The 19,069-nt window shown below is 68.5% G+C and carries 20 protein-coding genes and 1 pseudogene; 8 read left to right on the top strand and 13 right to left on the bottom strand.

Translation table 11 applies throughout. The features are described from left to right. Positions 1-82: 82 nt before the first annotated feature. The 7 genes from A5727_RS19580 to A5727_RS19550 form a co-directional block, all read right to left on the bottom strand. Positions 83-1,714, bottom strand: a complete 1,632-nt coding sequence (locus tag A5727_RS19580) for a monocarboxylic acid transporter (RefSeq protein WP_068253555.1) — start codon at positions 1,712-1,714, stop codon at positions 83-85. Next, positions 1,711-2,052 carry a DUF485 domain-containing protein gene (locus A5727_RS19575; protein WP_068253595.1) on the bottom strand — a complete coding sequence of 114 codons (342 nt, stop codon included), beginning with the start codon at positions 2,050-2,052 and terminating at the stop codon, positions 1,711-1,713. The genes A5727_RS19580 and A5727_RS19575 overlap by 4 nt, the downstream gene beginning before the upstream one ends. Positions 2,053-2,199: 147 nt before the next feature. Next, positions 2,200-3,894: a sodium/solute symporter gene (locus A5727_RS19570; protein ID WP_068253553.1), complete on the bottom strand. Its 1,695-nt coding sequence runs from the start codon at positions 3,892-3,894 to the stop codon at positions 2,200-2,202. Further along, positions 3,891-4,223, bottom strand: coding sequence for a hypothetical protein (locus A5727_RS19565; protein ID WP_231992166.1), 333 nt, complete (start codon positions 4,221-4,223; stop codon positions 3,891-3,893). Before A5727_RS19565 ends, A5727_RS19570 begins: the two co-directional genes overlap by 4 nt. Positions 4,224-4,315: 92 nt before the next feature. Then, positions 4,316-5,083 (bottom strand): LytR/AlgR family response regulator transcription factor, encoded by a 768-nt coding sequence (locus A5727_RS19560; protein ID WP_068253545.1) that lies wholly within the window; start codon positions 5,081-5,083, stop codon positions 4,316-4,318. After that, positions 5,080-6,264 (bottom strand): sensor histidine kinase, encoded by a 1,185-nt coding sequence (locus A5727_RS19555; RefSeq protein WP_068253542.1) that lies wholly within the window; start codon positions 6,262-6,264, stop codon positions 5,080-5,082. Before A5727_RS19555 ends, A5727_RS19560 begins: the two co-directional genes overlap by 4 nt. A 51-nt stretch (positions 6,265-6,315) precedes the next feature. Continuing rightward, positions 6,316-6,618, bottom strand: coding sequence for a DUF732 domain-containing protein (locus tag A5727_RS19550; protein WP_068253537.1), 303 nt, complete (start codon positions 6,616-6,618; stop codon positions 6,316-6,318). 124 nt (positions 6,619-6,742) lie between these two features. Between A5727_RS19550 and A5727_RS27590 the strand changes: the two are divergent. Both A5727_RS27590 and A5727_RS19545 read left to right on the top strand, forming a co-directional pair. Next, positions 6,743-6,838: pseudogene (locus A5727_RS27590) on the top strand (HhH-GPD-type base excision DNA repair protein); the annotation flags it as partial. 783 nt (positions 6,839-7,621) lie between these two features. Next, a complete protein-coding gene (locus tag A5727_RS19545; RefSeq protein WP_068253534.1) occupies positions 7,622-8,209 on the top strand; it encodes an HhH-GPD-type base excision DNA repair protein in 588 nt (195 codons plus the stop codon). Positions 8,210-8,445: 236 nt separating this feature from the next. Here the strand turns inward: A5727_RS19545 and A5727_RS19540 are convergent, their stop codons facing one another. Both A5727_RS19540 and A5727_RS19535 read right to left on the bottom strand, forming a co-directional pair. Next, positions 8,446-9,450: an Rv1157c family protein gene (locus tag A5727_RS19540; protein WP_068253531.1), complete on the bottom strand. Its 1,005-nt coding sequence runs from the start codon at positions 9,448-9,450 to the stop codon at positions 8,446-8,448. 31 nt (positions 9,451-9,481) lie between these two features. Continuing rightward, the gene (locus A5727_RS19535; protein ID WP_068253527.1) at positions 9,482-10,129 is read right to left on the bottom strand and encodes a hypothetical protein; all 648 of its coding nucleotides are present in this window, start codon (positions 10,127-10,129) and stop codon (positions 9,482-9,484) included. A gap of 130 nt (positions 10,130-10,259) precedes the next feature. On the opposite strand from A5727_RS19535, the gene A5727_RS19530 reads away from it, so the two are divergent. Beyond that, on the top strand, positions 10,260-11,486 hold the full coding sequence (locus A5727_RS19530) for a mannosyltransferase (RefSeq protein WP_082949905.1): 1,227 nt from the start codon (positions 10,260-10,262) through the stop codon (positions 11,484-11,486). On the opposite strand, the gene A5727_RS19525 is transcribed toward A5727_RS19530, so the two are convergent. Continuing rightward, the gene (locus tag A5727_RS19525) at positions 11,440-11,733 is read right to left on the bottom strand and encodes a 4a-hydroxytetrahydrobiopterin dehydratase (RefSeq protein ID WP_068253518.1); all 294 of its coding nucleotides are present in this window, start codon (positions 11,731-11,733) and stop codon (positions 11,440-11,442) included. The two genes, A5727_RS19530 and A5727_RS19525, sit on opposite strands and share 47 nt — an antisense overlap. A 95-nt stretch (positions 11,734-11,828) precedes the next feature. On the opposite strand from A5727_RS19525, the gene A5727_RS28230 reads away from it, so the two are divergent. From A5727_RS28230 to A5727_RS19515, 3 genes are read left to right on the top strand one after another with little or no spacing between them, the layout of a single operon-like run. Next, positions 11,829-12,083 carry an alpha/beta fold hydrolase gene (locus A5727_RS28230; RefSeq protein WP_231992168.1) on the top strand — a complete coding sequence of 85 codons (255 nt, stop codon included), beginning with the start codon at positions 11,829-11,831 and terminating at the stop codon, positions 12,081-12,083. Further along, complete coding sequence (locus A5727_RS19520; RefSeq protein WP_231992165.1) at positions 12,008-12,637, top strand: alpha/beta fold hydrolase; 630 nt, start codon at positions 12,008-12,010, stop codon at positions 12,635-12,637. Before A5727_RS28230 ends, A5727_RS19520 begins: the two co-directional genes overlap by 76 nt. Before the next feature lie 2 nt (positions 12,638-12,639). Next, a complete protein-coding gene (locus A5727_RS19515; RefSeq protein WP_068253514.1) occupies positions 12,640-13,029 on the top strand; it encodes a (deoxy)nucleoside triphosphate pyrophosphohydrolase in 390 nt (129 codons plus the stop codon). A gap of 29 nt (positions 13,030-13,058) precedes the next feature. Here the strand turns inward: A5727_RS19515 and A5727_RS19510 are convergent, their stop codons facing one another. Together A5727_RS19510 and A5727_RS27585 are read right to left on the bottom strand one after the other, a co-directional pair. After that, complete coding sequence (locus A5727_RS19510; protein WP_068253512.1) at positions 13,059-13,322, bottom strand: hypothetical protein; 264 nt, start codon at positions 13,320-13,322, stop codon at positions 13,059-13,061. A 137-nt stretch (positions 13,323-13,459) separates the two neighbouring features. Further along, positions 13,460-13,627 (bottom strand): hypothetical protein, encoded by a 168-nt coding sequence (locus A5727_RS27585; RefSeq protein WP_109788585.1) that lies wholly within the window; start codon positions 13,625-13,627, stop codon positions 13,460-13,462. Between the two features lie 53 nt (positions 13,628-13,680). On the opposite strand from A5727_RS27585, the gene typA reads away from it, so the two are divergent. Next, positions 13,681-15,588 carry a translational GTPase TypA gene (gene typA / locus A5727_RS19505; RefSeq protein ID WP_068253510.1) on the top strand — a complete coding sequence of 636 codons (1,908 nt, stop codon included), beginning with the start codon at positions 13,681-13,683 and terminating at the stop codon, positions 15,586-15,588. Between the two features lie 51 nt (positions 15,589-15,639). Here the strand turns inward: typA and A5727_RS19500 are convergent, their stop codons facing one another. After that, on the bottom strand, positions 15,640-16,614 hold the full coding sequence (locus tag A5727_RS19500; protein WP_068253505.1) for a hypothetical protein: 975 nt from the start codon (positions 16,612-16,614) through the stop codon (positions 15,640-15,642). A 579-nt stretch (positions 16,615-17,193) separates the two neighbouring features. Between A5727_RS19500 and A5727_RS19495 the strand changes: the two genes are divergently transcribed. Then, positions 17,194-19,056 (top strand): ABC transporter family substrate-binding protein, encoded by a 1,863-nt coding sequence (locus A5727_RS19495; RefSeq protein WP_068253502.1) that lies wholly within the window; start codon positions 17,194-17,196, stop codon positions 19,054-19,056. Positions 19,057-19,069: the final 13 nt, after the last annotated feature.

Genomic DNA, 19,069 nt, shown 5'->3' with positions numbered 1-19,069 from the left:
GCTCGACGCGGGTCCCCCCATTCCGCGAACAGGCCCCAGAGGATCTCTCTGGGGCCTGCTCACCGGGTTGAGGGGCAGTGCGTCAGTGCGCGACCGCCTTCTCGGCGCCCACCCCGGTCAGCGAGCGGACCTCCATCTCGGCGTTCTTCTCGTCGTCACCGGTGTCGGGCGAGGTCAGCGTGCCGACGATGCCCAGGATGAAAGCCAGCGGGATCGAGATGATGCCGGGATTGGCCAGGGGGAACCACGCGAAGTCCGCGCCGGGGATCATCGAGGTCTTGGTGCCCGAGACCGCCGGTGAGAACACGATCAGCACGATGGTCGAGATCAGGCCGCCGTACATGCTCCACAGCGCGCCCCGGGTGTTGAACCGCTTCCAGTACAGCGAGTACACGATGGTCGGCAGGTTGGCCGCCGCGGCGACCGCGAACGCCAACGCCACCAGGAAGGCGATGTTCTGCCCGTTGGCCAGGATGCCCAACCCGATCGCGAACACGCCGAGCACCACCGCGGTGATGCGGGAGACGCGCACCTGCTCGTCCTCGGTGACGTTGTGCGACTTCAGCACGCTGGCGTACACGTCGTGCGCGAAGGATGCCGACGCCGTGATGGTCAGGCCCGCGACCACCGCGAGGATGGTCGCGAACGCGACCGCCGAGATGATCCCGAGCAGGACCACGCCGCCGAGTTCGAACGCCAGCAGCGGGGCCGCGGAGTTGACGCCGCCCGCCGCGCCCAGGATCCGGTCGGGGCCGACGAGTGCCGCCGCGCCGTAGCCGAGCACGAGGGTGAACAGGTAGAACGCGCCGATCAGCGCGATGGCCCAGACGACGGACCGGCGGGCCTCCTTGGCGGTCGGCACGGTGTAGAAGCGCATCAGCACGTGCGGCAGACCAGCGGTGCCCAGCACCAGCGCCAGGGCCAGCGAGATGAAGTTGATCTGCGACGTCAGCGACCCGCCGTACTGCGCGCCGGGGGCGAGCACGTCGCGACTGGCGACACCCGGAGTCGTCGAGCCCGAGATCGCGGCCTGCGCGGTGCCGAGGATCTCAGAGAAGTTGAGCCCGAACTTGCCCAGCACCATGACCGTCATGAGGCCCGCACCCGCGATCAGCAGCACGGCCTTGATGATCTGCACCCAGGTGGTGCCCTTCATGCCGCCCACGAGGACGTAGACGATCATCAGGATGCCGACGATGGCGATGACGAGGGATTGCCCTGCGCGACTGTTGATGTCGAGCAGCAGCGCCACCAGACCGCCCGCCCCGGCCATCTGGGCCAGCAGGTAGAACAGCGACACCGTCAGCGTCGAGGTGGCGGCGGCCAACCGGACCGGCTTCTGCTTGAGGCGGAAGCTCAGCACGTCGGCCATGGTGAATCTGCCTGTGTTGCGCAGGAGTTCGGCGACCAGCAGCAGGGCGACGAGCCAGGCCACCAGGAAGCCGATCGAGTAGAGGAAGCCGTCGTAGCCGTAGACCGCGATGGCGCCGGCGATGCCCAGGAAGCTGGCCGCCGACAGGTAGTCGCCGGCGATCGCGATGCCGTTCTGCGGGCCGGAGAAGCCGCGGCCGCCGGTGAAGAACTCGTCGGCCGTGGCGTTGCGCTTGCTGGCCCGGATCACCACGACCATGGTGACCGCGACGAACACGCCGAAGATGGCGATGTTGGCGACGGGGTTGCCCACACCGTCGGCGGCGAGAAGGGTGGTGGTCACAGCGCGTCACCTTCCAGTTCGGCGCGGATCGCCTCGGCCCGCGGATCGAGTTCGCGGTTGGCGAAGCGTACGTAGAGCCCGGTGATGACGAACGTCGTCAGGAACTGGCCCAGGCCGATGAGCAGGCCGAGGTTGACGTTGCCGAACACGCGGATGGCCATGAAGTCGTGGGCGAAGGCGCCGAGGGCGACGTACAGGGCATACCAGAGCAGAAAGAACACGGTCATCGGAAAGACGAAGCGGCGCAGCCGAGTCCGCAGTTCCTGGAACTCTGGGCTGGCCTGGGTCTCGAGGAACTGAGCGCCGGTGGGCGCTGGTGGACTGTCGGTGGTGGGCACGGCGGGTCTCCTGACGTCGATGTGGTGCTGCACTGGAGGTCAGGGTATTGAGACTCACATCACATCCGAAGGGCTTCAGCGCCGCTGCTCGCCGAAGCCCGCCCCTCATGCGGTGAACGGTCGGCGGTGACCGCTGAACGGTCGTGGTCAACCGCGCGGGACACGCTCGATTCCCATGCCCAGACGTTCCGGGACATGCATGCGCGCGAAGATCCGGGCGACGTCGCGTGGCGCGCTGCCCGCCGTCAGCCGGCTCACCACCACCGTCGTCACGAAGGCGATGGGCACCGTGACGGCGGCCGGGTAACCCACGATGGCCGCGGGCCATCCGGCGAACGCGTCGGTGTCGATCACACCGGTGACGGTCAGGGCCACCGCGGTGCCGGACAGCAGACCGCCGGTGGCCAGGCCGGCGATCGCGCCCGCCGCGGTCAGGCCGCGCCACCAGATGCCCAGCACCAGCAGCGGGCACAGTGTCGATGCCGCGACCGCGAACACCAGTCCGACGTTGCGGGACAGGTCGAGTGCGGAGGCCGCCAGTGCCAGGGGGATCGGCACCAGGCCGCCGATGACCGCGGCCAACCGGAAGTCGCGCACCCGGCCCTTGAGCACGTCGGTCGACAGCGCACCGGCGATGCTGACCAGCAGCCCGGACGAGGTGGCGAGGAATGCCGCGATGGCACCCGCGGCGACCAGTGCCGCGAGGCCGGCGCCCACGGGTCCGCCGATCGCCGCCCCCGGCAGCAGCAGCACCGCCGCGTCGGCCGTGCCGGTGATCAGCAGTTGCGGCACGTAAAGCCGGGCGAACACCCCGAGGATCGTCGGGAACAGATAGAACAGCGACAGCAGCGCGATGACCGCCACCACCGTGCGGCGCGCCGCACGACCGTCGGGATTGGTGTAGAACCGCACCAGGACGTGGGGCAGCCCCATGGTGCCCAGGAAGGTCGCGACGATCACCGAAAGGACTTGGTACAGAGGGTGTTCGCCGCCCAGGCCGGAACCCGAGGAGAGCCACTGCTCACCGCTGACGGGCGCGCCGTCGACCACGGGGGTGGCGGCGCCCGCGGCCAGGGTCAGGGTGCTGCCGGTGTGCAGTGTGTATCGGCCCGGCCCGTGCAGGGGTGCGCCGTCGATCGAGACGCCGTCGGGTTGCGCGACCTGCACCACGACGTCGGTCTCGATCGCGACCGTGGTGGTGTCGGCGACGACGGGCGGCAGCGGACCCCCGAGGGCGGGACGGTCGGTGAGGAACAGCATCGTCAGGGCCAGAGCCGGAATGGCGATGGCCGTGAGCTTGAGCCAGTACTGGAAGGCCTGGACGAACGTGATGGAGCGCATGCCGCCGCCGACGACGTTGGCGATCACGATGGTCCCCACGGCCACCGGGCCGATCCAGACCGGCACGCCCAGAAGGATCTTCAGGGTCAGTCCGGCCCCCTGATACTGCGGCACCAGGTAGAGCACACAGATCACCACGACCACGAGCATCGCGATGGTGCGCACCCGCGCCGACCCCAGGCGGAATTCGGCGAAGTCCGGCACGGTGTAGGCGCCCGAGCGGCGCAGCGGCGCGGAGGCGAAGAGCAGCAGCCCGAGGTAGCCGGCGGTGAACCCGACGGGGTACCACAGCGCGTCGGCGCCGTACTTGGCCACCAGCCCCGCGACGCCGAGAAAGGATGCGGCCGAGAGGTATTCACCCGATATCGCTGCGGCGTTCCAGTGCGGCCCGACGGTGCGGGAGGCCACCAGGAAGTCGGATGTGGTGCGGGACAGCCGCCCCCCGTAGGCGCCCACCAGTATCGTCGCCAGCGCCGCGAGCACCAGAGCGGCCGCGGTCACGGGTCCTCACCCTCCTCCCGGCCGCCCTCGTTCACGATGCGCATGAAATCGCCTTCGGCCTGTTCGGCGAGGCGCACGTAGAGGCGACCGAGCCCGTAGATCAGCGGGTAGAGGCAGACACCCAGCACCAGCCAGTTGAGCCGGATCCCGAGCACGCTCAGCGCCGTGACTTCGGGAAAGGCGTTGCCGATCAGGGGGATCGCGATCGCGATGCCGGCGACGACGACGGCCAGGCGCAGTGCCAGGCCCAGTTGGGCCCGCACCAGTCCGCGGACCAGGGCGTCGCCCACCTCGGTCTGCTCCTGGACCTCGACGCGCGTGCGAACCATGCGGGCGCCGCGCCGGTGCGCCAGCACGACCCGCTGGCGACGTGGGGCGTCGAGGCGCTCGGGGCGCGGCCGTCGGGGCGGATCGGGGCGATTCACGGTTCGACCGGGCGATAACTGCGCATGGGTTCGCGGACCAGTCGGTCGCGCAGTTCCCGGGTCTGGCGCCGGCTCACCGGAAGCTCGACCGCGGGGGAGGCGCCGTTCTCCTGGATCCGCACCAGCACCCCGCTGTCGGTGCTGCGCAACCCGGTGACCATGCCGAGTGCCACCAGGTAGGAGCGATGCACGCGCTGGAAACCCGAATTGCGCCAACGCGTTTCCAGGGTCGACAGGGGTATGCGGACCAGGTGCGAGCCCGACGATGAGTGCAGGCGCGCGTAGTCACCGTCGGCCTCGACCCAACCGATGGTGTCGCGACGCACCAGAGACGTGATGCCGGCGAGTTCGACGGGGACCACTTCGTCGTCGCCGCCGGTCTGCGGTTCCGTGGTCCGGGCCGCGACGACGCGGCGCACCGCCTCGTCGAGCCGCTCACGGCGCAATGGTTTCAACAGGTAGTCGAGCGCCCCGACCTCGAAGGCCGCGACAGCCTTGTCCTCGTGCGCCGTCACGAAGACGACGGCGGGAGGATGGGAGAAGTTGCCCAGCACCGCGGCCAGTTCGAGACCCGACAGGCCGGGCATGTTGATGTCGAGGAAGATCGCGTCGATGCTGTGCTCGGACAGTTCGCGCAGGGCGGCGTTGGCGTCACTGACCCCGTGCACCTCGCCGACGGAGGCGTTGTTGGTCAGCAGGTAGGTCAGCTCGTCGAGGGCGGGAGCCTCGTCATCGACCGCGAGCACGGTCAGTTGGCGGGTCATACGCGTACTCCTGCGGCGAATTTGGGAACCCGCATGATCACCTTCGTGCCTGCCCCGAGCGCTGTTTCGACAATGAGACCGTAGTCGTTGCCGAATGCGGCGCGCAGGCGATGGTCGACATTGGCCAGTCCGACGCTCGCGGAGTCGTCTCCGCCGTCCCTGTCCAGCGCGTCGGCGTGCGCGGTGCGCAGAGCCTCCGGGTCCATGCCGACGCCGTCGTCCTCGACGCTGATGACACAGTCATTGCCCTCGTCACGGGCGGTGAGGGTGATGACGCCGTCGCGACGGCCCGCGAGGCCGTGCCGAATCGCGTTCTCCACCAAGGGCTGCAGGGCCAGGAACGGCACCACCACACCCAACACTTCGGGGGCGACCTGAAGCCTGACATCCAGGGCGGGCCCGAATCGGGCGCGTTCGAGGGTGACGTAGCGGTCGATGTTCTTGAGTTCGTCGGACAGCAGCGTGTACGGACCCGCGGCCCGGAACGAGTAGCGAGTGAAATCGGCGAAGTCGAGGATCAGCTCACGGGCCCGGTCGGGGTCGGTGCGGACGAACGAGGCGATGGTGTTGAGGGCGTTGTAGACGAAGTGCGGGCTGATCTGGGCGCGCAGCGCCAGCACCTCCGCGCGGTCGAGGCGGGCCCGCGAGGCGTCGAGTTCGGCCAGTTCGAGTTGGCTCGAGGCGTACCGGGCGACTTCCCCGACCGCGCCGAGCATCCCGGGACCAGGCCGGGCGTGGGTGAGGACCACCAGGACGCCGAGCACGTCGTGCGCGTCGGGCAGCAGAGGCTGGGCGATCACCGCGGGACTGGTGCCGGCCAGCACGCGCCTGCCCTCCTCGGCGGCGGTGCGGGCCGCGCGGGCGCATTCGGCCAGCATGTTCGTGGTCCACATGAGCGTGTCGTCGGGATCGTGTGCCAGCAGGTGGCCGTCGGCGTCGTACAGCGCGACGCCCTGGGCGCCGGTGAGATCCCGCAGGTGCGGCACCGCGTCCCGCGCCGATTCGGCGTCGAGGCCCTGGCGCAGCGCCCGCGCCGACAGTGCGGCGGTGTGCAGGGCCGCGTGCACGGCGATCTCGGTGGGGGTGGCCACGACCCGTCGGGTGCGCACCACGGTGATCGCCGCGATCAGGGCGACGACGAGCAGTGCGGCGACCAGCGCAGCCGCCATCTCGCCGGACATGATGCTGACCCTAGCGACTCAGTGTGTGCGTGATCCGAGATTCCCGGGCCGTCACTGAACCGGGCAGGCGTACTTGCGTGCCACGTCGAACACTCGATCCTGGGCTCCGGGACCGATGACCCCCTGCGCGGCCAGTTCGAGACCGATGTATCCCGGGATGCCGCCGATGCAGGCCTGATGGGCGACGCGCCAGGCGGTGTCGGGGTTGAGGTTGTAGCCGTTGCGCTGCAGGCCCTGCAGGTATTCGTCGAAGGCTGGGGTGCCCTGGTCGGGGATGGCCGCCGCCGGGCCGGCCAGGGCGAGCGCGGCGACGACTGCCGCGACAAGAGGTGTCACCACGCGTCTCATGTCCATCTCCTAGGGGCATATCCAGGGTTATTGCGTCTACGTTCGCACACTTGGCCGACACCGGCGTCTGAACGGGTGGACACCGGTGCCCGTGCTGATCGCCGCCCTCGATCCGGCCTAAACTGGCTCGGTGCCCACCTTGCAGCTGGTTCAAGATCCGGATGCCGACGCGCTGCTGGAGTCCAGCCCGCTGGCGCTGCTGATCGGGATGCTTCTCGATCAGCAAGCCTAGATTCGATTGCGAGCAGACGAAGCAAGCGCTCTCCGCGCCCTCATCGGGGTTCGGCTATCGGTAGCCCAAGGGCGGCAAAAGGGTTTCCTATCTCGCCCAGATCGATACTGCCACCAAGTGGGCAGAGGCCAAGGGATACGAAATCGTTGGGTCGTTTCAGGATCTCGGCGTCTCGGCTGAGAAGTGACCAGGCCCAAGCATCCGACGTAGCCGTGCGCCTGGCACGAGAACTCACGACCGAGGAGACGGGTCTAATCTCCCGTCGACTCGCCTGGGTCGAGCAGGAACTCCGACTGACGAGCGCGGATCCGCGCTCGTCAGTCGCTTTTCATCAGTTGGATCACCCAGCGCAGGTGAAACCAGTGTGAAACGATTCTGCGAGTCTGCTGGCAAACGAGGGGTCTTGATATGGGTGGCTTACAACCTTGGCATTGGCTGGTTCTTCTGCTGGTGGTTGTTCCTTTGGTATGCGGTTGGATCTCGTCCAACATTGCCAAGAAGAAGGACCGCAGCGCCGGGGGTTTCTTCGCCCTCGGATTCTTCTTCGGAGTAATCGGAATCATTGTTGCTGCTGTCGTCTCGCCTGGACAGCCAGGACCGCCCTCGGGGATGAGGGGCGTGGCGTGCCCGCGGTGCAATGCCCGGCAGAACGTCGCACTGGGTGCTTCCCACTTCGAATGCTGGCAGTGCAAGACGACGGCCACAGTGCCCGCCTAGCGCGGACGTTGGACTCCGTAGTTCGCCGGAGGGGACTGCCCCGAGTTCTAGACTGACTGCGTGCCCACATTGCAGCTGGTTCAAGATCCGGATGCCGACGCGCTGCTGGAGTCCAGCCCGCTGGCGCTGCTGATCGGGATGCTTCTCGATCAGCAGATTCCGATGGAGGTGGCCTTCGCCGGGCCCAAGAAACTCGCCGATCGCCTCGGCGGCCTGGATGCCCGCGTGATCGCCGAGTACGACCCGGACAAGTTCGCCGCCCTGTTCGCCGAAACGCCTGCCGTGCACCGGTTCCCGGGCTCGATGGCCAAGCGTGTGCAGGACTTGGCGCGCATCATCGTCGACGAGTACGACGGTGACGCCGCGGCGGTGTGGACCGAGGGCAACCCCAACGGGCGCGAGGTGCTCCTGCGGATCAAGCGACTGCCCGGGTTCGGTGACCAGAAGGCCAAGATCTTCCTCGCCCTGCTGGGCAAGCAGTACGGCCTGACCGCCGAGGGTTGGCAGGCCGCCGCCGGCGACTACGGCAAGGACGGCGTGCACATGTCGGTTGCCGATGTGCGTGACGCCGAGTCATTGGGCAGGGTGCGCAGCTACAAGAAGCAGATGAAGGCCGCCGCCAAGGAGGCCAAAGCCGCGAAGGGCTGAGCCCCACGCGCGCCGAGCGACCACCTGGGGAGCGACCACCTGGGTACGCGACACGCAGTGTCTGGACGTACGTAAGTGGTCGCTCGCGGGCGACCCAACGGGCGCCGCGCCCCCAACCCAGCGAGTGGCCGTGTTGGTACGCGCACACCCGGCTGGGGTCCCCCGCGTGCAGGGGCGTCCCGTACCAACGCCCCGCAAGCGGGGACCCCAGCCCGCTCGCGGGAAAAAGAAGGGGCTCAGGGCACGACGGTGGAACCGATGGTGGGCATGAACTGGCACTGCTTCTCGGTCGTGGTGACCTGCCCGAAGATCGTGGACATGATGCTGCCCGAGCCGGTGTCGACGATCGCGGTCAGCGTCGTCGGCCCTTCGGGGTTGATGTCAGGGCGCGGCTTGAGCGTCGCGCTGCCGGACTTCCCGGTGGTCAGGTTCACCCAGGTGACGTTGAGCGGCAGCTTCTGCTCGGCGGCCGGCGCCGAGGTCCCGACGGCGGTGAACACGTAGGCGGTCTGTCCTGCGCCGGGGCCCGGGAGCGGGATGGTGGCCGGGCCAGCGACCGAGATCGCGGTCGCGATGGAGTTGCCGCCGTCGGCCAGGCACCCGTTGCCGATCGACGGGTACATGAAGTCCTGCGTCACCGGCGCGTCGGGCCCGAAACCCGGGGCGGCGGCGTCGGGAACAGGCGCAGGCGCGGCCTCGGGAGCGGGAGCAGCATCCAGAACGGACACAGGCACCGCCTCGGGAGCGGGTGCAGGCGCCGCCTCGGGGGCCGGTGCAGGTGCCGCCTCGGGGGCAGGCGCCGCGAGCGGAGCAGCCTCAGGTTCGGGACCCGCGACATGCGCGGGATTGATGCCCGGAGGCAGGTGCGCCTCGGCGCCGGGCACCACGCCGGCGGGCGGGTTGTGCGCGGTGGCGGCCACCGGTGCCGGGATGGACGTCGGAGGATCGGACACGAACTGGCTGACCGCGGCCGCGAGATGATGTGAATCGTCGGCCGCGGCGGTGTTCTGGGTGAACGCCGCCGCGGCTGCCATCAGCATCGACGCGGCATTGGAAGGGTCACCGGCGGCCTGTTGGATCACCGGGCTCAGGTTCTGCACCGCCGACAGTCCCGGTGCCTGCACACCTTCGATCGGCGACGGGGCCGGTGCCGGCGGTTCGGCGGCGGCAACACCACCGAACGTCATTGCGACCGACGAGCCGACGACCAAGGCCGTGCTGGACAGCAGGATCCGGGACATGCGGAAGCTCCTCACGTGGGGTCGGTGTGGATCAGGGCAGGGCGCTGGTGGGGAACAGCGACAGCAGAGCCGGCTCGGTTCCCGGGTATGCGGCCGACGGGGCGCCGGACGCGGTCGCCGCCGCCTGCGCGGGGGTCATGCTCGTGCCGCCCAGGAACGACGTCAGCTCGGTGGGCAGCGTGAGGTTCTGCGGCAGCGGCACGGGCAGGCCGGGCACCTGGGGCAGGGTCAGCTGAGCGCCGGGCTGGGCAGCGCCGGGCACGCTGGCGGGTACGGCCGGGGTTGCGGCGGGCATGCCGGGCAGAGCGGCGGGCATGCCGGGCAGGGCGGCGGGCACGGCCGGGATTGCGCCGGGCATGCCGGGAAGAGCGGCGGGCATGCCGGGCAGCGTCGGCTGCGGCACGTTGAGTGACGCGCTGGCCACCGGCGGCGGGGTCAGGGGCAGGGCCGGTGTGGCCGGCGCGGTCTGCGTGCCGCCCAGGATCGACGCCGCGCTCTGCAGCAGTTGGGGTGCCTTGGACGGGTCGACGAACTGCTCGACGACGCTCAGTCCGGGCACACTGGGTGCCGGCACGGCGGGGGCCGCCGGGTCGGCCTTGGCGATTCCTCCGGTCAACAGGGCAAGGCCGCCTCCGGCGATGATCGCTGAGGTGGACAGCACGCTTCTGATCCCTGACATGGCTCTTCCAATCCCTTGTAGGTGGTATGAACCCGAAGCTACGGTGTTACTGGTGGTACTCAAGTGACACGTGTGGCATTTATGCGACCGTTACCGAAGCGAGTGGCGACGGTGACCGGAGAGGCGGCCCATTAACCTTTCGCGTATCGACACAAAGAACACGGCCCTGCGATACGCCCCAGTGCTGCTGGTGCTCAGCGTCGCGGCGCGACTGGCCTGGACCTACCTGGTCCCCACGGGCGCGAACTTCGTCGATCTGCACGTCTACATCGGCGGCGCGGAGGCGCTGAACCGGCCGGGCACGCTCTACAGCTACGTCTACGCCGACCAGACGCCGGACTTCCCGCTGCCGTTCACCTATCCGCCGTTCGCGGCCGTCCTGTTCTATCCCTTGACGCTGCTGCCGTTCGGTCTGGTGGCACTGCTGTGGACGCTCGGCGTGATGGGTGCGCTCTACGGTGTCGTGCGCCTGTCCCAGCGCCTGCTCGGCATCACGGGAGGGGCGCGGACCGCGATGTTGTGGACCGCCGTGGGCATCTGGACCGAGCCTCTGCGCAGCACCTTCGACTATGGCCAGGTCAACGTGCTGCTCGTGCTGGCGGTGCTGGCCGCGGTCCACAGCACCAGATGGTGGCTGTCTGGCCTGCTGCTCGGACTCGCCGCCGGGATCAAGCTCACGCCGGCGGTCGGCGGCCTGTACTTCGTGGGCGTCCGACGGTGGGGCGCGGCGGTGTTCTCGGCGGTCGTGTTCGCCGCGACGGTCGCGCTGTCCCTGCTGGTCGTGGGTGACCAGGCGCGGCACTACTTCACCGACCTGCTGGGTGACGCCGACCGTGTCGGACCGATCGGCACATCGTTCAACCAGTCGTGGCGTGGCGGAATCTCGCGCATCCTGGGATATGACGCGGAGTACAACTGGCTGGTCGTGACGGCCATCGCCGCGACGGCGGTGCTGGCCTGGCTGGCATGGCGCGCGGTGCAGACCGCACCCGGCGAGCAGGACCGGCTCGGCCTGATCCTGGTGGTGCAGCTGTTCGGTCTGCTGTTGTCGCCCATTTCCTGGACGCACCACTGGGTTTGGCTGATACCGCTGATGATCTGGCTGTTCCACGGGCCCTACCGGTACCTGCGCGAGGCACGCGTGCTGGGCTGGGGCTGGCTGGTGTTGGTCCTGGTCGGCGTGCCGTGGCTGCTGAGCTTCGCCCAACCCAGCATCTGGGAGATCAGCCGGCCGTGGCCGCTGGCATGGGCGGGACTGATCTACATCGTCGCCACCGTGGTGACCCTGGCCTGGATCGCGGCGCTGCGGATCAGGTGTCCCGGCGCCCGACGATCGAGTCGATATCGCGCGCCATAGCCACGTCCTTCTCTGTGATGCCGCCAGCGGAGTGCGTCACCAACGCGAATGTGACTGTCCGCCAACGGATGTCGATATCAGGATGGTGATCCTGCGCTTCGGCGCGCTCGGCGACGCGGCGCACGGCGTCGATGCCGTCCAGGAAGGTGTCGAATTTGATCGACCGCCGCAACGCCCCATCGGAGCGCTGCCATCCGTCCAGTTCCGCGGCGGCCGCGTCCACCTGTTCATCGGTCAACACAGACATGCTTCGATCTCCTCACCGAGTTGAGAGCATGTAGGGCCGATCTTATGTGAGAAGTCGCGGCCACGGTCCCCGCCGACAATGAAAGAATCCGCGCTGTGGAGTCCAGAGTCGTCACCGTTGCCGGCGTCCGTTCGCCCGTGCTGGTGGGGGGTGAGGAGAGGGCTCCAGGCGAAGCCGTGGTGTTCGTCCACGGCAACAACGCCGGCGCGCCGTGGACCGCGCTCATGACTCCCGTCGCCGACTTCGCGCGCGTGGTGGCGCCGGAGATGCCCGGATTCGGTGCCGCGGACAAACCGGCCGAATTCCCTACACCGTCGACGGCTACGCGCGTCACCTCGACGGCGTGCTGACCGAACTCGGTGTCGCGCGTGCGCATCTGGTGGCGCACGACTTCGGGGGGCCGTGGGCATTGGCGTGGGCCGCCGACCATCTGGATCGCGTCGCGAGCATCACGCTGATCAACACTCCGGTCGACATCAACCACACCGCCGCGAAGATCTGGCGCACCCCGGTGCTGGCCGAGGTGCTGGGCGCAGCCCTGGGGGCCTGGTTCACCGCGGCCCTGCTGCGTCGCACCGACCCGAACGTCCCCGCGTCGGACCTCGACGAGATCGCCCGGCACGCAACGGTTCCCGGTACCCGTCGCGCCGTCCACCGCCTCTACCGGGCAACGGGGCGGAACGCGCTCGGGCCGTATCTGGCGCGACTCCGAGGCTTTTCGGGCAACGTCCTGATCATCTGGGGTGACAGCGACGCCTACCTGGGGACCGACCAGGCCCGGGCCCAGCAGGAGTTGTTCACGCATGCGCGGCTCAGAATCGTCCCAGGAGCCGGTCACTGGCCGTGGCTCGCTGAACCCGAGGTGGTCAGCGGCCACCTGACGGCCTTCCTTCGCGAGCAGTGACCATGCCGGTGCAGGTGGTCGTCGCGGGTGCGCTCATCGTCGACCGTGCGCTGCTGGTCGCCCAGCGGGAGCGCCCACCCGCGCTGGCCGGGATGTGGGAACTGCCCGGCGGCAAGGTGGCGCCGGGGGAGTCCGACGAGCAGGCACTGGCCCGCGAGCTGCGGGAGGAGCTCGGGATCGACGTGACGGTCGGTGCGCGCCTGGGCGCCGACGTCGCGCTCAACGAGAACACCATGCTGCGTGCCTACGTCGTCACGCTGACCGACGGCGAACCGCACCCGCACGATCACCGCGAACTGCGCTGGGTGCGCAGCGGTGAACTGCACGACCTCCCCTGGGTGCCCGCCGACACCGCATGGTTACCGGATCTGACGGTGGCGCTGGCCGAGTAGCGCCACTCGACTTCGGGTGCGCAGACAGGTCAGTAGTGCAGCGAGTCCGCGAGCACCCGCACCGGCGCGCGACGATGGTGCGCGGCGTACAGCGGGTGCATCAGCACCGGGTGCCTGCAGTGCGGGCACGAGGTCGGCGGGGAATTGACCGACGATCCGGTGAGGTGATGACACTCACTGCAGTGCACCACGTAGAACCCGCCCATCCAATTGAGCAGACCCAGATAAATGGCCAATGTTGCGGCGAATCCGACGAACGCGATGATCGCGAGCGCTACAGCCGTGACGACCATGTCGGCACCTCCAAACCAGCCCTGAGAGACCTTCCGACGGTGATTCCACGGTACGCCGCCAGACTGCGCAGTGGGACCGCAATCAGGGCGCCGAAGTGCGAGAACGGCGTTCTGCAGGGGCGGTCTGAGCCACCTGATCAGGCCTTCCGCGCGCGCTTGTAGACCTTCTCGAGTTCCTTTCCGCGAAGGCCCGTCAATTCGGCCTTGTGGACCTTGTTCAGCACCAGTGGGCAACGCTTGCAGCGGGGCTTGCTGCGGCAGCATTTCTTCTTCGGTTTGAGGTCGGCGTACTTGCTGGACTTCACAGGCTGGCTGTTCTCGTTTTCGTGATCGGGGTCTGCACTGCAACAATCTGTAGGTGGAATCTCGCCCCAACTTTAGAAACGTCGCGATCGTCGCCCACGTCGACCACGGCAAGACGACCCTGGTCGACGCGATGCTGCGGCAGTCAGGGGCCTTGACGCACCGTGGTGACGACGCCACCGAGCGCATCATGGACTCCGGTGACCTTGAGAAGGAAAAGGGCATCACGATCCTGGCCAAGAACACCGCGGTGCACCGGCACAACGCGGACGGCACGGTCACGGTGATCAACGTGATCGACACCCCCGGACACGCCGACTTCGGCGGTGAGGTCGAGCGCGGCCTGTCCATGGTCGACGGCGTCGTGCTGCTCGTGGACGCATCCGAGGGGCCGCTGCCGCAGACCCGCTTCGTGTTGCGCAAGGCGCTGGCCGCGCACCTGCCGGTGATCCTGGTGGTCAACAAGACCGACCGGCCCGACGCCCGCATCGCCGAGGTCGTCGAGGAGAGCCACGACCTGCTGCTCGATGTCGCGTCCGACCTCGATGAGGAGGCCCAGGCCGCAGCGGAGAAGGCCCTGGACCTGCCGACTCTGTACGCCTCGGGCCGCGCCGGCATCGCCAGCACCACCCAGCCCGCCAACGGAGAGAACCCGGACGGGGAGAACCTCGACCCGCTGTTCGACGTGCTGCTCGAGCACATCCCGCCGCCGCAGGGCGATCCGGAGGCCCCGCTGCAGGCGCTGGTGACCAACCTCGACGCCTCGGCGTTCCTGGGCCGTCTCGCTCTGATCCGGATCTACAAGGGCCGGATCCGCAAGGGCCAGCAGGTGGCCTGGATGCGCGAGGTCGACGGGCACCCCGTCGTCACGAACGCCAAGATCACCGAACTGCTGGGCACCGTCGGCGTCGAGCGCACGCCGACCGAGGAGGCCGTCGCCGGTGACATCGTCGCGATCGCCGGCATTCCCGACATCATGATCGGCGACACCCTGGCCGACCCGGATCACGCGCACGCACTGCCGCGCATCACCGTCGACGAGCCGGCCATCTCGGTCACCATCGGCACCAACACCTCTCCGCTGGCCGGCAAGGTGTCCGGGCACAAGCTGACCGCGCGCATGGTGAAGAACCGGCTGGACGCTGAACTGGTCGGCAACGTGTCCCTCAAGGTCGTCGACATCGGGCGTCCCGACGCGTGGGAGGTGCAGGGCCGCGGTGAGCTGGCGCTGGCGATCCTGGTCGAGCAGATGCGCCGGGAGGGCTTCGAGCTCACCGTCGGCAAGCCGCAGGTGGTCACCCAGACCATCGACGGCAAGCTGCACGAGCCGTTCGAAGCGCTGACCATCGACTGCCCCGAGGAGTTCCTCGGCGCCGTCACCCAGCTGATGGCCGCCCGCAAGGGCCGGATGGAACAGATGGCCAACCATGCCGCCGGATGGGTGCGGATGGACTTCATCGTGCCCAGCCGCGGCCTGATCGGTTTCCGCACGGATTTCCTGACCCTGACCCGAGGCACCGGTATCGCCAACGCCGTGTTCGACGGATACCGGCCGTGGGCCGGTGAGATCCGCGCGCGCCACACCGGCTCGCTGGTGTCGGATCGCAGCGGCCAGATCACCCCGTTCGCGATGATCCAGCTCGCCGACCGCGGGCAGTTCTTCGTCGAGCCCGGCGAGGAGACCTACGAGGGGCAGGTCGTCGGCATCAACCCGCGCGCCGAGGATCTCGACATCAACATCACCCGCGAGAAGAAGCTGACCAATATGCGCAGCTCGACCGCCGACGTGATGGAGACGCTGGCCCGGCCGCTCGAACTCGACCTGGAGAAGGCCATGGAGTTCTGCGCCGAGGACGAGTGCGTCGAGGTCACGCCTGAGATCGTCCGGGTGCGCAAGGTGGAACTGACGGCCAGCCTGCGGGCCCGAGCCAAGGCTCGCGCCAAGCAGAACGCCAAAGTCTAGACAGCACGCTGGGCCCCTCCCAGCGGAGAGGCCCAGCGGGTTTCGCCGTCGTCACTCGGTGGCTGCGGTCTTCTGCGCCGTTGGCGCCAGGGCTTTCTTCGCCTTCGGTGACAGTGCCTTCTTGACCTTGGCCACCGCGGCCTTGATCTCGGTGCGCACCGACTTCGCCGCCTGACGCAGTGCCGCGCCGGGCTTGGCCTTGGTTGTGGTGGCCTTCACGCTGTCGGTCGTGACGCTGTCGGCCTTCCCCGTGACGGCGGCGTCGTCGACCAGCGCGGCCCGATCGGCCTTGACCATCTCGGCCGGCTCATCGGGTGTCTTCACCGGCCCCGGTTTGAGTGCTTCGGCGATGCTGCGCTGTGCGGTGCGCACCGTGCCCAGAATGCTGCGAGCCTTCAACTCCATCTTCGCGGCCTCATCGGCCTCGCGGCTGGAGGTGCCGATGGTGACCGCCCGCGTGACGTCGGCGACGTTGGCCGCGCCTGTCACCACGGCGTTGTAGGTCGCGGTGAGGTCGCGGGACTTGACCGCCTCGACGACACCGACGAATGCGGTGATCTGAGCGCGGGTGATCTCCCGGACGGCGTTCGCCGACGCCGCGAGGATGGCCCTGGCCGCCTCGGGCACGGCTTCGGACAGCCTGCCGAGGATGTCGGCCTGCATCCGCATGATCTGCTGGCCGGTTCGGATCAATCTGTCGGCCGCCTGGAGGGCGCGGCCTATGGTGCCATCCTCGAGGGCCGCGATGGCACCTTCGACGTCGCCACTGCGGACCAAATCCCTGGCGGAGCTCAATGTGGCGGGCAGGTCCCAGACGATGCTCGACAGCGTTGCGCCGGCCTCGACGGTCGCGTACGCGAGCCCGCCGGTGAAGTACACGCTGTTGGAGATCAGCTGCCGGGTGATCGGCATCGGGTCGGCGATGACGTCCATGGTCGCCAGCGTGAGATCCTGGATCGTGGCCTGCACGACGGGGGAGAACACCTCGATCGGGTTGACGGGCCCGGCGTCCATCGCGGTGGGCATGACCGCGAGATCGTGAACTGAGCGAATTTCTGGCCGCCGTGTCACCGGTGACACCAGCAGGGCGCCGACGCTGACAAGCGCGACCCCCGCGGCTAAATGACTTCGTAGTGCGATCGACATCTGGAGACCCTTTCCGATGGTGGTTGATGTGCGGAAACGTACCTGAGAGGAAGCTGAGAAGTTTGGCTTCAGCAAAAATTGACACTGCCGCCCACTCGGGTGGTTACCAATGCAAACAAATGTTTAACAGCGGTGAAATAGCTGATAGCATCTGTGCAGTTCAACCGCGGAAAACTGAGGTGTGGAAGGTGTGGGTAAGTGGTCACCCGCGCTGCAACTTCTGGCCGGATAGCGGCCCTGGTCAGCTAATTCAATTTCCCCTGGCCTGAATGGCCCGACTTTCTCGGCCGAAATTGCCGCAGGAAATGTGGCGACATCCTGGTGAGCGGCCGGCGGCACCCCGCCCGACCCCGTTGTTCGGGCGATGCGTGAGCCTGGGCAGGCGTTTGCTGGGCAACCGGTGTGCGCCCTGGTGTCGGCGATGACCGGCAGGAGGACATCGGGCCTGCCGATACGCTGATGTGCGTGCAGACCGCCCGCCGCCGCCTGATGACGACCGCGGCCGTACTGTCTGCGCTGGTCACCGGATCGTGCACGGTCAGCCCGCCCCCGGCCCCGCAGAGCACCGAGACCGTGGAGAGCACGCCTCCGCCGCCGCCGAAGGCGACTCAGATCATCATGGGCATCGACAACGTCGGCGCCGGGTTCAATCCGCATCTGCTGTCGGATCAGTCGCCGGTGAACGCCGCGATCAGCGCCCTGGTGCTGCCCAGTGCGTTCCGTCCCGTCGTCGACAACAAGAGTTCGACGGGATCGCGTTGGGAGATCGACAACACGCTTTTGGTGTCGGCCGAGGTGACCAGCGAGGACCCGTTCACGGTCACCTACAAGATCCGTCCCGAGGCGTCGTGGACCGACAACGCGCCGATCGCCGCGGACGACTTCTGGTACCTGTGGCGCCAGATGGTCAGCCAGCCCGGTGTGGTGGATCCCGCGGGCTATGACCTGATCACTGGTGTGCAGTCGATCGAAGGCGGCAAGACCGCCGTGGTGACCTTCTCGCAGCCGTACCCGGCCTGGCGGGAGCTCTTCACCGACATCCTGCCGGCCCACATCGTCAAGGACGTGCCCGGCGGATTCGGGGCCGGCCTGGCCCGCGCGCTGCCGGTGACGGGCGGACAGTTCCGGGTTGAGACCATCGATCCGCAGCGCGATGAGATCCTGCTGGCTCGCAACGACAGGTTCTGGGGTCCGCCCGCGGTGCCCGATCAGATCCTCTTCCGCCGGGCCGGAGCTCCTGCGGCACTTGCCGATTCGATCCGAAACGGTGACACTCAGGTGGCTCAAGTCCACGGCGGCGCGGCGGCGTTCGCGCAGCTGTCGGCGATTCCGGACGTGCGCACCGCGCGGATCGTGACCCCGCGCGTGATGCAGTTGACGCTGCGGGGGCAGCAGCCCCAGCTGGTCGATACGCAGGTGCGAAAGGCGATCCTCGGTCTGGTCGACGTCGACCTGTTGGCCGCTGTGGGTGCCGGCAGCGACAACACCGTGACATTGGCTCAGGCCCAGGTGCGGTCGCCGTCCGATCCCGGCTACGTGCCCACCGCGCCCACGGCGCTCACGCGGGATGCCGCGCTCGCCCTCCTCGAGGGGGCCGGTTACGTGTTCGAACCGGAGCGGACCACTCCGGAGCAGGAGCCGTCGCGGCCCCGTCTGGTCAAGGACGGCAAGCAGCTGTCGCTGGTGCTCGGGGTCGCGGCCAATGATCCGACGTCCGTGGCGGTGGCCAACACCGCCGCCGACCAACTGCGGAACGCGGGGATTGCCGCCTCCGTGCTGGCGTTGGACCCGGTGGCGCTGTATGGAGATGCCCTGGCCAACAACAAGGTCGACGCGATCGTCGGGTGGCATCGGGCCGGGGGAGACCTCGCGACGCTGTTGGCCTCGCGGTATGGCTGCCCGGCGCTGGAGGCGACTCCGGTGCCCACGTCGGGCGCCGGACCGACCACCACGCCTGCCTCCGCGGGGCCGACGACCGCGAGCCCGCCGCGATCTGCGCCGCCCACCGCGACGCCGACCACCACGACCGTGCCCCCGCCCCCCGTGGAGTCGGGCGAACTGGTGCAGGCGCCGTCCAACCTCACGCAGGTCTGCGACCGCAGCATTCAAGCCAATATCGATGCGGCCCTTGACGGTTCGAAAGACATCGACGCGGTGATCGATGCCGTCGAGCCCAAGCTCTGGAACATGTGGACCGTGCTGCCGATCCTGCAGGACACCACGATCGTCGCCGCGGGGCCCTCGGTGCAGAACGTCGCGCTGACGGGTGCTGTGCCGGTCGGCATCGTCGGTGATGCGGGGACGTGGACGAAGAAGCCCTGACACAGCGATGGGG

The organism is Mycobacterium sp. ACS4331 (assembly GCF_001667265.1).
Lineage (GTDB): Bacteria > Actinomycetota > Actinomycetes > Mycobacteriales > Mycobacteriaceae > Mycobacterium.
The sequence above is the reverse complement of the archived record's forward strand: the minus strand, read 5'-3'. Positions and strand labels throughout refer to the sequence as shown.